Source organism: Aquibium pacificum, from assembly GCF_040839445.1.
Classification (GTDB): Bacteria; Pseudomonadota; Alphaproteobacteria; order Rhizobiales; family Rhizobiaceae; genus Aquibium; species Aquibium pacificus.
Window position 1 is genome coordinate 211,475 of the sequence record NZ_JBDPGJ010000006.1, and the last position, 13,746, is coordinate 225,220.

Here is a 13,746-nt window from a genome sequence, read left to right on the forward strand (position 1 = left end):
GGGTCATCCGATCGTCTCTTCGAGCAACAGGAGCAGCAAGAAGCCTGCGAAAAACAGCGCCGCCACCCAAGGCCTATCCGGCGTTTCATGCGCCTCGACCAGCAGTTCCTCGGTCACTAGGTAGAGCAGCGCGACAAGGCCGAACGCAAGAAAGCCGGTGACCACCGGTGCAGAGAGTGCGGTGACAGGTGCGGAAAGCACCGCGCCGATCGGCATCAGCGCCATTAAACCGGCCGTAACGGCGATGATTCGCCGGCGGGTCCAGCCCGCGGCGGTCAGTCCCGTTGTCAACGCTAGCCCCAGGAACACAACCTCAAGCGACAGCGCGATGGTCAGCAACAGCCCCGCTTTAGCGCCTGCTGCAAAGCCGATTCCTAGCACCAAACCGTCGATCAGGATGTCGATCCCAATCGTCGCAAGAAGGCCTGCCCGGCCCTTTATGAATCGCTCAAGTTCTTTGATGAGCAACATCGTTGCAACCCCGGCGACCCCTCCTACGAAGGTCGCAACGACTGACCCTTGATGCTTGATGTCGGGCAATATCTCTCCTGCCGCGGCAGCAAAGATTACACCGGCGGCAAAGTGCTGGATCGCGCTGATCGCCTGCGGACCAGGACGTACCCAGACAGCCATCGAAGCTGCTAGCACCGCAAGAACTGCAGGTACGAGTGTGTAAACCCAGGCCGCCGTCATTCCGCCCTAGCTCTGTACGTTTCGGTCTGCATGCCCCCAAGCCCCTGTCCTTGGACCTAATACTGGCGCGTCACGTCGGCGAACACGATCAGCGCCGGCTGATGTTTTCGCGGATAATTCACATTGTGCGCCACGAATGGCCGATATCGCCGATAAAATCGAATTCCAAATGCTCCTCGCCTCCGACCTCAAAGCCGATAGCTGTGTACAGTGTCGTCACTCATCGGCTCCGCCGAGCCCGCCAATAAGAGAACTTCGCTTCGCAGCATCCCGTTCCCAAACTGCTCACTGCTACCGCAGAGCCTATTGCTGTCGATCCGTAGCATGAGTGATGCGCGTGCTAGGGATCGTGGTCCGCTAATTTTTTGCTCTGAACCAGCAGTTTGATATGAAGATAGGAGCTACAGCAACTAGAGGTTCAAGAGGGCTCTCAGTAGGGCGGCGAGTTTCGAGCTCGATCGATACTATTCAAGGTTTGAACCTCTCGGGCCAGTCATAAGGAGAACGGCAGGGCAGTCCGTCACCCAATCCTGGCCAGCAAAGGGAAATTCTCGAGTAGCCAGAACGAGAACGCCGATAACTGCCCGGTGATCATGGCGACGCCCATCAAGATCATGATCGCCCCGGCGAAGATTCTCAGAATCCTACCCACCCTGCCGAAACCACGTAGCCGACACGCCAGCGCGTCCGTGAATAAAGCCGCAAGTAGAAACGGTACGCCAAGACCCAGTGAGTAGATCGCGAGAAGAAGCACTCCTTCCGCGACTGTGGCCGACGCCGCGCCGACCGTGAGGATCGCTCCGAGGATCGGGCCAATGCAAGGGGTCCAGCCGAAGGCAAACGCCAGGCCGAGAACATAGGCCGACGTCGCTCCTCCGCCGGGCAGATCGGAATGGAAGCGAGCTTCACGCATCATCCAGGGGAAACGAATGAGACCCGTGACGAACAGCCCAAACAGGATGACGATCGCTCCGCCGACGAAGTTCAGCTCATAACGGTAGCTGATCAGCATCTGCCCGAGTGCCGTCGCGCTTGCTCCGAGCACAATGAAAACAGTCGAGAAGCCGAGCACAAAACACAGGCCCAGAATGACCGCGGGCATGCGCACCGCGACGGCGCCTGAGGGCCCGATGCCGGCGGCGGACCGCCCCGCGACATAGGAGACATAGCCCGGAACGAGCGGCAACACGCAAGGAGATAGGAACGAAATGATCCCGGCCGCAAAGACGGTCAGCATACCGATATTGGACAGTTCCGGCATCAGTCAGCGTCGCCCTTCGCTGTAGGCATGGTGGCCTTGCCGTCGCTCCTCGCTTTGTCAATCAGCCTGGTCATCGTCCCCAGATCCGTGGCGCCGCGGAGGATTTCGTCACCGATTACGAAAGCGGGCGTTCCGTTGATCCGCATTGCCTGGGCCAATTCGACGTTGCCGTCGATTTCCGCCTGAACGGCGGGATCCTTCATGTCCTGCTTGAGCCGCTCGATGTCGAGGCCGGCCTCCTCCGCGATCGACAGCGTGAGCGCCTCGTCGACACGACCGCTCGCATTCATCATCGCTTTGTGGAACTCGACATAGCGTCCCTGACGGTCGGCCGCGAGCGCGGCCTTCGCCGCGAAGATCGATCCCGGTCCAAGGATTGGGAACTCCTTGTAGACGATCCTGAGTTCGGGATCGTCTGCCTCGGCGTCGATCATGACCGGCGCGACCTGACGGCAATAGGGGCAATTATAGTCGAAGAACTCGACCATGGTGACGTCCCCGTCCGGATTCCCGCCGACGGGACTCTCCGGATCATTGAAAACGTCATCTACCCGCGCTTCGAGGACGGACTGCGCCTCGCTCTCCTCCGCCTGCTGGCGGCGCGCCTCCAGCGTTTGCATCGCCTCTACGATGACCTCCGGATTGGCGAGCAGATAGTCGCGGACCCGCTGGCCGAACTCGTCGTCGGGCGCTTCCGTTACAACATCCGATTGCGCGCGAGCACGCTGGAAGCCGGGATCGAGCATATACCAGGCTCCTCCTGCCCCGACCAAGAGCAGAGCTGCGACCGACCACCCGATCAGTTTCCGCGATGTGCATGTTGCCTCAGGCATTCGCCGCTCCAGTGCTTTTGCGATTTATCTTAACCTTGGCGGCGATCAAAAGTAATCTGTTACCCTTTCCCACCAGCTCCTCCTTCCGTGTCCGTGCTTCGGGACAGACCCGTTGGTCAGGGCGTTCACGAAGGTGATGAGATTGATCGACTGGAACTTCAGGCCGTGGAAATTCGCCCTCCAGCGGCCTTCGCCATCGATCACATGGGTGACGATTCCGTGCATCTGAAGTCCATCTTCGGTCTTGTCGAATCCATGCCCGAAAGCCTCCGCGAGCTCGCGGGTGGAACTTTCCGGCTGCTCCTGCAGCTTCGTCAGGAATAGCCAGTTTACCGGATCGAGTCCGTGCGCGGGACCGTAGCCGCGCATCACGTCGGCCGTGTCGTTGACCGGATCGGTCGTCACCGTCACGAAGGTCACGAGGTCCTTCATGGGCGTCTCGTTGATCATGCCCTGCACTTCCGCGATTTTCTCCGAGTGTAGGGGGCACACGTCCGGGCAACTTGTGTAGATAAAGTTGAGTACGACGACCTGTCCGCGGAGTTCGGCCTGCTTCACCGTCCGACCATCAGCCATCTGGAGCGTGAAGTCCGGGGCTGGCTTGTCGATCTGCTGAAAGTACTTCTCCCCGTCGCCGAGCATCTTCTCGACCTCGTCCAGCGAATGCGCACTCGCAGCAGCCGGGACAAGCATGAGAAGCGCCGCGGCGGCTATAAAGATTCTAGATGTCAGCAATGTCGCCTCCTGCTGCAGAGCGAATGGGGCCGCACATTACGACGACCCGCTGCCGCCTCAGCCGTCATCTTCCGGAGTTGTGTCCCGTGAGGTTCCGGGCACGTCCTGGCCGGCGTCATCCATCTTCGCCTGCATCATCTGGTTGCAGGTCGTCATCATCTCGTTCATCTGGGTCATCATGTTCATCATGCCGGCCATTCCATCCTGGCCCATCATGCCGCCTTCCATTGTAGCACCGGAGCTGGACTCCATTGGATCCTGGGCGTGAAGCGGCATTGTCGCCAGACCCGCCGCGAAAGCCGCGGCGGCTGCGAAAGCCTTCGTCGATCTACGCATCGGTTGTGTTCCTTCCTTCCTCGGGTTGAGCTTGAATTGCCGCGGGCGCGGGCATGGTCTCGACCCCTTCCTGCGGCGCTGCTTGTTTGGAGCACGAAGCTCCGGTCATCCGGCTCATGCAGAGGCCCAGCGCGCACATTGCCACGCAAGGCAGCACTGACAGAAGCAGAGGTGCGAGCCCTGCTGCCACCAGCCAGCTCCAGTTGAAGGCGAGACCGGCCGTGGCGATTGCGACACCCGCAAGCATCAGGGTGCGCCTGCCACCCAGATAGTATCTCGCCGCGTGAAGCACGTCGGAGCTAAGCGACCTTTCGGCGGCGGCCTGAGGTGGTGTGGTTGTCATTTTTTTACCTTTCTCAGTCGTCTGTAATTGTGCTGCGGATGAATTCGATCATCTCCGGCGAATCCCATTCCGCGGGGCCGATGAGCCTGCCGATTTCCTCGCCCTCGCGGTTGATCAGGAGCGTAGCGGGGAGACCCACGATGCCAAGCCCGAACAGCGCCTTCCCGGAGGCATCGATATGGAGGGCAATGTTTTCGATTCCGATCTCGGCGAAGAATTCTCTCACCACGTTCGGTCCGGCGCGGTCGATCGACAGGGCCACGACTTCGAAATTAGGGCCGCCCAGCTTGGCCTGAAGCCGGTCCAACGTCGGCATCTCCTCGCGGCAGGGCACGCACCACGTCGCCCAGACATTGAGCAGCACCACCCTTCCGCGGAAATCGGCCAGCGTCCTCGCCTCCCCGTCGCCGTTCTCGAAACGAACCTCCGGCACGGGCTTCGGTGCATCGTGGATGGCGAAGTTCGGCGGAGCCTCTGCGGCCGAAAGCGGCAAGTTGAGCCAGGCGACCGCGAGAAAGGCTGCAACGAGTGCTTTCATGGCTGTTGCTCCCCGGCCTCGGCGCGCAGGCGCTCGACAATCGGTAGTATCTTTTCGTCCAGCGCTTTCTGGGTCACTGCCCCGATGTGTTTGTAGGCGATACGGCCATCGGCGCCGACGATGAAGGTTTCCGGAACGCCGTAGACCCCCCAGTCGATTCCGACGCGGCCGTTCAGATCCGCGCCAGTTCTCGTATACGGGTCACCCAGCGAATCCAGCCATCCGGCCGCGTCGTCGGGCTGGTCCTTGTAGTTCAGGCCGTGGAGCGGGACCACGCCATCGGCTGCCAGCCGTATGAACAGCGGATGCTCCTCGCGGCAGGCCACGCACCAGGAAGCAAAGACGTTCACCAGCGAGACCTCGCCACGAAGGTCGGCGCTGGACACACCAAGCATCCGGCCCCGGACCGGAGGCAGGCTGAACTCCGGGATTGGTTTGCCGATCAGGGCGGAAGGGATGTCATCGGCGCTCCGCGTCAATCCCCATCCAAGCATGGTGGCCAGCGCGACGAAGACCGTCAAAGGCAGCGCGACCATAAGTCCGCGTCGCCTGTCCAGGGTGGGCGACGGTCCACCTTCAAACGAGTTGGCCGCGCCCGCCGTCATGGAGTCTCTGGCCAATTTCCGCAGCCTCCCCAAAAGAGTGTTTCACAAGCGGTGCGACCACGAGGAGCAGGCCCGCCCCAGACATGAGGGCTATGCTCAGCCAGTTGTTGAGGCCGCAATCGAAACATGCCGCTCAGCATTGCTTTCCTCCTACTCCGTCGCGTAAAGCGCGGGCGTCTTTCCGTCCTTCGTCACGGCGAAAATCTCGAACGGTGCGGTCTTCTCACCGCCCATTCCGGGCGAGCCGAGCGGCATGCCGGGCAAGGTGACGCCCGCGATGTCGGGACGCTCCGACAGCAGCTTACGGACGGTGTCGACCGGGACGTGCCCGTCGACCACGTAGCCGTCGATGAACATCGTGTGGCAGCCCTGGAAGTTTTCGGGCACCCCGGCCTTGCGGCTGATCTGAGTCAGGTCGTTGGTCGGCTTGACCTCGACCTCGAACCCGTTCTGACGCAGGTAATCGGCGTAACCTTCGCAGCAGCCGCACTGAGGATTCTTGTAGAGGGTGGCCTTGAGGGCCTCTTCCGCTTGGACGGTGACGCCTCCGGCCAGGAGGAGCGTGATCAGGGTGAGAGCGCGTAGCATTGGTATTCCTTTCGCGGTTATCGTTGAGGTTCTATTTTTCTTGTCCCGCGTTGGCGACGCGAAGCACGGTCATGAGGCCAGCCATCTGGTGATCGGTGACATGGCAATGCAGCATCCAGTCGCCGGGATTGTCCGCGACGAAGGCCACCTCGACGGTATCTTCGGGAGCCATGAGCACAGTGTCCGCCCATTGGCTGTAAGGCGCTTCCGCCCCGTTGCGCGTAAGTACCCGGAAGCTGAAACCGTGAAGGTGCATCGGATGCCACCAGGCAGTAAGGTTGCGCATGGTGATCAGGTGCGTTTTTCCGCGCGCCAGCGACATCAGAGGGGGCATGTCGGCGTGCCCGTCGCCGGTCATCGACGTCCCATTGATGGACCAGAGCGCCTGCCCCATGCCCATCATGCCGCCCATGCCTTGCATCATTCCGCGACCCATCCCTCCGGCTTCCTTCATGCGGCTCATCATGCCGCCCTCAAGGGTCAGGTCATGACGGTCAGGCGCGGAAAGGTCGGGCTCGGGAAGGGGATTCAGCGGCAGGGCAATCGGCTCCGGAAACGTCGTCCGCAGAGGAGCTTCGTCCGAATAGGCCAACACTAACAGCTCGTATTCCAGTCCCTTGTAGAAATCGTCCGTGACCCGGTACCGTCCGCCCGGTACGCCCGTCATGTCGATCATGAGGTCTATGCGCATCGCCGGACCGAGCAAGAGACGGCCGTCTTCCGGCCTGTGCGGCTCGCATGGCTGTCCGTCGATCGCGACGACGAGCGGATCATGTCCTTCGAAACGAAGACCCATGATGCGCGCGAGCGAAACGTTGACGAGCCGGAGGCGGACGCGCTCACCGGCCCGAACAGGTTGGTCGCCGGGAACGGCGCCGTTTAGCGTGACAATGTTGCCGACGCGGCCGGACATGCCGGCTTCCATCATGTTGCCGAAGCCAGACGCAATTTGTCCCTCAAGAGTGACCCGCCAGTCCCTCAAGACCCACAGGAGATCACGGTCGACCGCGACAGGGTCGATCTCGTCAACGATTAGTACTCCCGCCAGCCCACGCCCCAGCTGCTCGAGGCTGTTGGCATGGGGATGGTACCAGAAGGTTCCGGCGTCCGGCGGGGTGAACTCGTAGGTGAATGTCTCGCCAGGCCGGATCGGTGGCTGCGTCAGCCCTGGCACGCCGTCCATGTCATTTGGAAGGCGGATGCCATGCCAATGAACAGTGGTGTCCTCGTCGAGCCTGTTCTCGACGAGGATGCGGACAGGCTGTCCCTGGCGGACGCGCAGCAGCGGCCCGGGGACGACGCCATCGTAGGTCCAGACGTCCGACTCTGGCTTGTCTTTGCCAAGCAATGACGCGCGGCCCGGAGCGATTGTTAGCCTCCGTTCGTCGACGCCGGCCGCGCGTGAAATTCCAGTCGGCAGAAAGCTCGCCGCGGCAAACGCAGCGCCTGCCTGGAGAAACCTCCGGCGGAGAATCGAAAAATCAGAATTCACTTTAGAAACCTTCCACGATCACCGCTGACAGCAAGCCGAGGAAGGTCTCGACTGCCATCAGGGATTAGCCTCTGCGCGCGTTACGGCACACAAACGGACGCAGATGCTCGGATCGGCCGCGAAAGCGGCCGATAGCATCAGGCGCTGCCGCGGGTCCTGGGAGGATATGGGTCTGGCAAGGACTCCCGCCCGAGATGGGGAGAGTAGGGGAAAACGTAATGGAGAGATGTCGATGCGACGTCCAACGTCATGATCGAAGGAAGCACGGCAACGACAGGGGCTACGCACACGGGGGGACATGCCATCGGGTCCGCTTCGTCTTGCTCGCCTGGACACGGCGTCACGCAATCACCGGACGCGCTCATTCCATCGGCCATGCCGGACATCTCAACGGCCATCGTGCCGGCCTGGACGGCCGACAAGCTCAAGGCCGACATCGCGACGATCGCGAGCAGCATGGCGAGAAGATGTTTGTACGATCGAGTCATGACAGCGCTATAATGGGGCCCGAGCGCCTTTTGCGCAAGCAGGTTCCAGGCTGTGCGACGTTCGGACCCGCTTCCTGTCAGAATATATAGCGATCCCAGCCGCCGTAATGCTCGGCGCTACGGGCGCCGCGCGGCAGGCTGAGGCCGATCACGAACAGGCCGACGACCACGCTGTTGGCTGTCGCGATCCCGCTAATGCCCAACAGGAACCATGGCGCACCGATCAGCCAGAAGCCGAAGGCGATGTTGATGAAGCGTAGCGGCCGCGCGACTTCCGCCATCGCGATCACGGCCACCGTCAGGATCAAGGCTCCGACCAGGTGGTCGCTGTCGGCCATCGGCGGTTCCGTGCCAAAGACGAGGCGGCTGAACATAAGCCAGACGCCGAGAACCGCGCTGACGACGAGGGTCCAGGGAATGGTGACGCCGCGGGCCGCGTCACACGCCAACTGGCGCGACGGCACGTCGAAACCGGGCCGCTTCTCGTCCTTGCCGCTTCCCGGCAACGCGTCGCCCATGAAGAAGGACCGCCAGAATGGCCGGCCTCGGCGTATGTTCTGGACCAGGAACTGGCCCATGGCGACCAACTCGTCGAGCGAGTACGGGATCATGATGAGCATGGCAAGCGCCGCCAGCAGGCAAAGCGTGCAATAGGTGCCGATCACAATCGGCTGGATGATGATGAAATAGATCGACACGACGCCCAACGGCACGACAACGAAGCCGAACAGCAGCACCATCCAAGGCATGGTCCGCCAACGCGCGCGTCCCCCCATTAGCCCCATCAGCACCTCGAACATATAAGTTGTGGCGCCCAAGCCGCCGTCGGCGACCGGCCAGGCTTTCGAGACATCCGAGGTGATGATGAATTCGGTGCCGTTCCGGATGGCATCGCCAGCGAAAAACGGTTCCCACACGCCGTCGATATGTCCGAGTTGGTATGCCGCAAGCACGCGCGAAATGACGAATCCGATCGCGCCGAGCGCGATGATCGGAAGACGCTGCAGATAGGTCGACGGCGAATAGGTCCAACCGGGCGGCATGTCGGAGGAATCCATCATGCCTTCCATACTCATGCCCGGCATCATCGGCACCAGTATGGCGAAAGCTATGACCAGAGCGCCGACGAAGGTGTCGTTGGCATAGACGGCCGCGCTCGGAGTCCAGAAGATCAGCGGCGCAAAGAGCAGCCACACCCCGACAGCCGTATTGGCCCATTGCGCCCAGCTGAAGCGGGGCGACAGGGAGAGTGCTCCGAAGCCGATGATCAGAAGGCCGCTGATCACGTCGCTCCAGGAAGTAATGTTGTTGCGCAGCGAAGGCGCCCAAAGGCCCCTGTCCTCCGTCACCCGCATGACAGCGGCGCTGAAGGTGTCCTCGCCGAACGTGCCGAACACGAAGGGGCTGGTCGCCAGCCAAAACCCGAGCAGGATGTTCAGAAAATGCACCCACTGCATGTCGAAATGCATCTGCCGCATGCTTTCCATGTGCTCGCGCATTATGGCGTGATGTTTCTCCGAGCGTTCCCCCTTCTTCTCCGGTTTTCCTTCGGCTGCGACCGCCGCAACCCGGGCGGAATTCAGCTTGTTGGCTTTGTACCAGCCGACCGGATCGGCTTTCAGGGCCTCGATCATTTCCGGGAGCGTGTCGCGCAGGGAATGCTTTGGCTCCCAGCCAACGAGGCTCCGGGCGCGCGAGATGTCGAGTTCGTAGTGGTCGTCCGAAATGTCAACCATCCACGGCTTGATGAAGGGATCCTCGTCGAGGATCTCGCCCTCGACCCAAGCTCCGGTCCTGGCCAACGCCTTCGGAATCGCCCGCGTCTCCCAATCCTCGTCGTGAATGAGCCGCGCCACCTCGCGCTGAATCTCGTCAAAGCTGAGTGTCTCCGTCTCTCCCAGAAGCAGCGGCAGCTTCGGCGGCAGATCCTTGCGCCGCTGCACGATCGCGAGCAGCGCGTCGGTCAGGTCGTCCAGATGCAGAAAAGGCTGCCCTGCGTCGAGATCGCCCGGATAGACGTGGCTGACGAGTTGGCGCTCGTATATCCTCGCGATCTGCCGGGACAAGAACGCCGAATGGCACATGTCATCGTAGACGCCGGACGGACGGATCATGACAGTGGGGATGGACTTCCGCTGTTCCCGGATCAGCGCCTCGGTGCGAATCTTCGATTCCCTATAGGGCAGCTTCGGGTCGAGCGGCCAGTCCTCGTCAATCGGTTCTCCCTTCCTCCCGGGCGCATGCACCAGCATCGTGCTGGCGAAAACGAACTGTTCGACCTCGAATTTCTGAAGCCCTCGCAGCAGCCGTTCCGTGCCGCGGACGGTCACCTGCTCGTATTTAGGGTTCGCTTCGCCTGTGAGATCGAAATAGGCGGCGAGATGGATCACCGATGCAATGCGGTTGCCATAGCCTGTGCGCAATCGTTTCAGCGCCGCCTCGACGCTGTCGTCCGAGGTGAGATCGATGCAGATGCATTCGGCCGCGGCGGGCGGATGGGGCGAGGTTTCGCGATCAAAACCGACAAGTGTGAAACGCCTGGCGAGCTTTTCGATGACCGCCGAACCGATGAAGCCGCTGCTTCCGGTAACGACGACAATTTCCTTCTCGCCGGCCATACCTGCTTACCCCTCCGCTTTTCTGTTTGCGGTCACTTCCCGAGGAACTTCACGAGCGCGGCGATCGTGAGCCCGAGAACGACGAGCACCAGTATCCAGACGAGCGCCATTCCACCCATCATCCAACCCATGCCCATGGAATCCATCATCATGACAATTGAATCCTTTTGGCCATTTGAACACTCTTCTGCCGACGCGGCGCTACCGCCGGCGGTCCAAGGCGCCGTCTCAAATCCCGGTGATGCGCGAAACCGGTTTCGTCGCAACGGTTTCCGGTAAACTTGTCTTTGGGGAGATGGTTCCGGCCGGGCCTCCCTGCACCGGCGACGAAGGCGATGACGAACAGCCCACCGAGAAGATGACATTCAGCGCCCAAACCGTTTGACGAAATCGAGATGAGTGGCCTTGACAGAACGAGGGTGCGCCAACGCCACGACGAAATGAACCGCGCCTCAGTGAGCGCACGTAGGCCCGACAGTGACTGCCAGTCAGGCCTCTGCCCCTTGACCTTCCACCTGCAGGAAGCAGCACGATGCCCGCGAAGAAGAAAGGCAGAGCGATGCGACAGGCAAGCCAACCTCTCGACTGTTCCATTCTCGCAGCGTTCAAGTATGCGCATGACGCTGGCAGGCTCGATGTCGCCGAGCATCTCCTGTGCGCGCTGGAGTGCCTTTGCGGACCGGCTGTGGAGGGAAGCGCCGCCGGTGAGGCTTATCGGATGATCTCTTGCGGGAGCGGTCGCGAGGACGGAAGGCCGGAAACCGAATGCACACGGAAGAATGCGCCAAAACACTCCTGATCCGCGCGAAGAGGCACAGGATTCACTCTATCCCTCGCGCGTCGAGAAAACCGTCAAAGCAGGCTCGCGGCTACGGAGAGGTCGAAGCATCGGCTCTCGACTCCAGCCGATCGTGGCGAGGACTGAGTCCTGCTCCCCCACAAAATTGTTGGGCTCGTGGTCGGACGGCGCTTTGTTGCTTCAGGCGGCCGCCAGCTTGCTGCGACGCTTGCGAACGCGCTTGAACAGACGGTAGGCCAACAGTGTCATCACAATCGCAAAATAGACCAGCGGCTCCATCGGCCATGATTTGACCAGCAGGACGAAATGCAACGCGGCGGCGGCGGCCGCGAGATAGACCAGGCGATGTAGCTTGTTCCATGATGCCCCGCCCATTCTGCGGATCATCATGTTATTGGAGGTGATCGCCAGCGGCGTCAGCACCACAAAACTCAACATGCCGACGGTGATGTACGGGCGCTTGAGGATGTCGTTCCAGATCGCCGCGAAATTCAAGTTCTGGTCGAGAACGATATAGGTCGTAAGGTGCAGGAACGCATAGTAGAAGCATAGCAAACCGGCGGCGCGGCGATAGCGCACGAAATTGTATCCCAACAAGTCGCGCAGCGGGGTAATCGCCAGAGTGACGATGAGGAACCGCAGCGCCCATAGTCCGAGCGTCTGTTCGAGAACCCGCATCGGATCGGCGCCGAGCTGGTCGACGATCCCGAGATAGAAAGTCCAGACAGCGGGAATGAATCCGACCGCATAGACCGCCAGCGGCGGAATACGCGGCCATGTTATCCCGTTCCGCCGGCCTTGCGTCTCTCTCGCCCGCAGCGCCATAGCTGCTTCAGAAATTCGCCCGCAGATCCATGCCGGCATAAAGTCCGGCAACCTGATCAGCATATCCATTGAAGGGCAGCGTCGGAACGCGATTGGCGAACAGGCCGCCGCCTTCGCCAATCGGCCGTTCCGTCGCCTGGCTCCAACGTGGATGGTCTACTTCCGGATTGACGTTGGAATAGAAACCGTATTCGCCGGGGGCCTGGATGTTCCATGAGGTCGGCGGCTGCTCTTCGACGAGGCTTATCCTAACGATCGACTTGATCCCCTTGAAGCCATATTTCCACGGAACCACAAGACGGATCGGCGCGCCGTTCTGGTTGGGCAGAGTCTCGCCATATAAACCTACCGCGAGTATGGTCAGCGGATGCGTGGCCTCGTCGAGCCGCAATCCTTCGACATAGGGCCAATCCAACACGGGGAAATATCCGCCCTGACCGGGCATTTCCTCCGGGCGTACCAGAGTTTCGAAGGCCACGTATTTGGCGCTTCCCATCGGTTCGACGCGCTTGAGGAGGTCTGCGAGCGGGAACCCTACCCACGGGATGACCATCGACCAGCCCTCTACGCAGCGCATCCGATAGGTGCGATCTTCCAGCGTCATGGCTTTCAGCAGGTCCTCTAGGCCCAGTTCCTGCGGCTTTGCGACCAAACCGTCGACAGTGATCGACCACGGTTTGGTCGTCAGCGTATGGGCGTTCGCCGCCGGGTCCTCCTTTCCAACGCCAAATTCGTAGAAGTTATTGTAGCTGGTGATGTCTTGAAGCGAGGTCGGATTGATCGAGGTGGAAAACTTGCTACTGACTGTTTTCAGCGGGGCGGCCGCGGCACGCCGGTTGGGAAGCGCAGGCGCAAATCCCATTGCGGCTGCTCCAAGAAGCACGTCGCGTCTGTTGAAGTAGATTTTGCTCGGCGTGATTTCCGATGGAGCGATCGGTCGATAACTAGAGTTGGGCATGAAGCTGCTTTCTGAATCATTCGCGCGCGCATGCTAAGTAGGCGGAAAATCCTACTGTCGATCCCCCTTGCGAAAAACTCAAATTTGGACACAACTCCGTGTCTCCGCGACTGAACCGACGCGGCGACCAGTTCACGAGACCATTGAGCGTGTGCCGCTTTCGGTGTGTTCCCGTCCATGGATAAATTGGCGCGAGAGCGCCTCGTCATGCGTCCGTCGGAACGCCTTGCAATCTGGTCACCATTCCGTCACGGCGCGTCCCACGGCAGCAATAGGCTCAACGATAGGCTTAATGGTTCGTGTACTTTTTTGACGGAACTCGCTGGCTGCGTCGGCTTCATGCCGGACTCGCAGTAGCCCAGAATGAGGCGAGCGAATTCGAAGCCCGCGCTTTGGCGAAAACTCAGACGATCGTGTGGTTCGTTCCCTATCCGAACCGGATTTGATTGGCAACGCCGCGCCGTCGAAAAATGCGATCGCTATACTGCATTCGCGTTGTTGCTCCTGACAAATCGCCGCGGGCATTCACGCAAATTTGGCTATGCGTTGTGATGCGAACATGCGAGATCGCATGCAATGAAACGGATTCGGTCCCTGCCCGGCTTGATTGCGGTTCTCGCGCTGATCGGCCTGA

The 13,746-nt window shown here is 60.8% G+C and carries 14 protein-coding genes; 1 reads left to right on the forward strand and 13 read right to left on the reverse strand.

Annotated features, from left to right (window positions below; genetic code table 11):
• Positions 1-3: 3 nt before the first annotated feature.
• From ABGN05_RS24530 to ABGN05_RS24580, 11 genes are all read right to left on the reverse strand, one after another.
• Positions 4-633: a ZIP family metal transporter gene (locus ABGN05_RS24530; RefSeq protein WP_444876177.1), complete on the reverse strand. Its 630-nt coding sequence runs from the start codon at positions 631-633 to the stop codon at positions 4-6.
• A gap of 580 nt (positions 634-1,213) precedes the next feature.
• Positions 1,214-1,954, reverse strand: a complete 741-nt coding sequence (locus tag ABGN05_RS24535) for a cytochrome c biogenesis CcdA family protein (protein WP_367956654.1) — start codon at positions 1,952-1,954, stop codon at positions 1,214-1,216.
• The gene (locus ABGN05_RS24540; protein ID WP_367956655.1) at positions 1,954-2,700 is read right to left on the reverse strand and encodes a DsbA family protein; all 747 of its coding nucleotides are present in this window, start codon (positions 2,698-2,700) and stop codon (positions 1,954-1,956) included. Before ABGN05_RS24540 ends, ABGN05_RS24535 begins: the two co-directional genes overlap by 1 nt.
• A 132-nt stretch (positions 2,701-2,832) precedes the next feature.
• A complete protein-coding gene (locus tag ABGN05_RS24545; protein ID WP_367956656.1) occupies positions 2,833-3,522 on the reverse strand; it encodes an SCO family protein in 690 nt (229 codons plus the stop codon).
• Between the two features lie 57 nt (positions 3,523-3,579).
• Entirely contained in the window at positions 3,580-3,858 is a 279-nt protein-coding gene (locus tag ABGN05_RS24550; RefSeq protein WP_367956657.1) for a hypothetical protein, read from the reverse strand.
• Positions 3,851-4,201, reverse strand: a complete 351-nt coding sequence (locus ABGN05_RS24555) for a hypothetical protein (protein ID WP_367956658.1) — start codon at positions 4,199-4,201, stop codon at positions 3,851-3,853. The genes ABGN05_RS24550 and ABGN05_RS24555 overlap by 8 nt, the downstream gene beginning before the upstream one ends.
• A gap of 13 nt (positions 4,202-4,214) precedes the next feature.
• Positions 4,215-4,739 carry a TlpA family protein disulfide reductase gene (locus tag ABGN05_RS24560; protein ID WP_367956659.1) on the reverse strand — a complete coding sequence of 175 codons (525 nt, stop codon included), beginning with the start codon at positions 4,737-4,739 and terminating at the stop codon, positions 4,215-4,217.
• On the reverse strand, positions 4,736-5,275 hold the full coding sequence (locus ABGN05_RS24565; protein ID WP_367956660.1) for a DsbE family thiol:disulfide interchange protein: 540 nt from the start codon (positions 5,273-5,275) through the stop codon (positions 4,736-4,738). The genes ABGN05_RS24560 and ABGN05_RS24565 overlap by 4 nt, the downstream gene beginning before the upstream one ends.
• 219 nt (positions 5,276-5,494) lie before the next feature.
• A complete protein-coding gene (locus ABGN05_RS24570; protein WP_072608381.1) occupies positions 5,495-5,932 on the reverse strand; it encodes a DUF411 domain-containing protein in 438 nt (145 codons plus the stop codon).
• Positions 5,933-5,963: 31 nt separating this feature from the next.
• The gene (locus ABGN05_RS24575; RefSeq protein ID WP_367956661.1) at positions 5,964-7,424 is read right to left on the reverse strand and encodes a multicopper oxidase family protein; all 1,461 of its coding nucleotides are present in this window, start codon (positions 7,422-7,424) and stop codon (positions 5,964-5,966) included.
• Positions 7,425-7,989: 565 nt separating this feature from the next.
• Positions 7,990-10,530 (reverse strand): SPW repeat domain-containing protein, encoded by a 2,541-nt coding sequence (locus ABGN05_RS24580; protein WP_367956662.1) that lies wholly within the window; start codon positions 10,528-10,530, stop codon positions 7,990-7,992.
• Between the two features lie 175 nt (positions 10,531-10,705).
• Here ABGN05_RS24580 and ABGN05_RS24585 point away from each other — a divergent pair, with 175 nt between their 5' ends.
• Positions 10,706-10,915 (forward strand): hypothetical protein, encoded by a 210-nt coding sequence (locus ABGN05_RS24585; protein WP_367956663.1) that lies wholly within the window; start codon positions 10,706-10,708, stop codon positions 10,913-10,915.
• Between the two features lie 594 nt (positions 10,916-11,509).
• On the opposite strand, the gene msrQ is transcribed toward ABGN05_RS24585, so the two are convergent.
• Together msrQ and msrP are read right to left on the reverse strand one after the other, a co-directional pair.
• Positions 11,510-12,223 carry a protein-methionine-sulfoxide reductase heme-binding subunit MsrQ gene (gene msrQ / locus ABGN05_RS24590; RefSeq protein WP_367956664.1) on the reverse strand — a complete coding sequence of 238 codons (714 nt, stop codon included), beginning with the start codon at positions 12,221-12,223 and terminating at the stop codon, positions 11,510-11,512.
• The gene (gene msrP / locus ABGN05_RS24595) at positions 12,162-13,112 is read right to left on the reverse strand and encodes a protein-methionine-sulfoxide reductase catalytic subunit MsrP (RefSeq protein ID WP_367956665.1); all 951 of its coding nucleotides are present in this window, start codon (positions 13,110-13,112) and stop codon (positions 12,162-12,164) included. The genes msrQ and msrP overlap by 62 nt, the downstream gene beginning before the upstream one ends.
• Positions 13,113-13,746: the final 634 nt, after the last annotated feature.

Bases quoted from the DNA above. Each gene is read 5' to 3' on its own strand.
- ABGN05_RS24540 (WP_367956655.1), bottom strand. From the start codon at position 2,700: ATGCTCGATCCCGGCTTCCAGCGTGCTCGCGCGCAATCGGATGTTGTA.
- ABGN05_RS24530 (WP_444876177.1), bottom strand. From the start codon at position 633: ATGGCTGTCTGGGTACGTCCTGGTCCGCAGGCGATCAGCGCGATCCAG.
- ABGN05_RS24565 (WP_367956660.1), bottom strand. From the start codon at position 5,275: ATGGTCGCGCTGCCTTTGACGGTCTTCGTCGCGCTGGCCACCATGCTT.
- ABGN05_RS24535 (WP_367956654.1), bottom strand. From the start codon at position 1,954: ATGCCGGAACTGTCCAATATCGGTATGCTGACCGTCTTTGCGGCCGGG.
- ABGN05_RS24560 (WP_367956659.1), bottom strand. From the start codon at position 4,739: ATGAAAGCACTCGTTGCAGCCTTTCTCGCGGTCGCCTGGCTCAACTTG.
- msrP (WP_367956665.1), bottom strand. From the start codon at position 13,112: ATGCCCAACTCTAGTTATCGACCGATCGCTCCATCGGAAATCACGCCG.
- ABGN05_RS24555 (WP_367956658.1), bottom strand. From the start codon at position 4,201: ATGACAACCACACCACCTCAGGCCGCCGCCGAAAGGTCGCTTAGCTCC.
- msrQ (WP_367956664.1), bottom strand. From the start codon at position 12,223: ATGGATATGCTGATCAGGTTGCCGGACTTTATGCCGGCATGGATCTGC.
- ABGN05_RS24550 (WP_367956657.1), bottom strand. From the start codon at position 3,858: ATGCGTAGATCGACGAAGGCTTTCGCAGCCGCCGCGGCTTTCGCGGCG.
- ABGN05_RS24580 (WP_367956662.1), bottom strand. From the start codon at position 10,530: ATGGCCGGCGAGAAGGAAATTGTCGTCGTTACCGGAAGCAGCGGCTTC.
- ABGN05_RS24570 (WP_072608381.1), bottom strand. From the start codon at position 5,932: ATGCTACGCGCTCTCACCCTGATCACGCTCCTCCTGGCCGGAGGCGTC.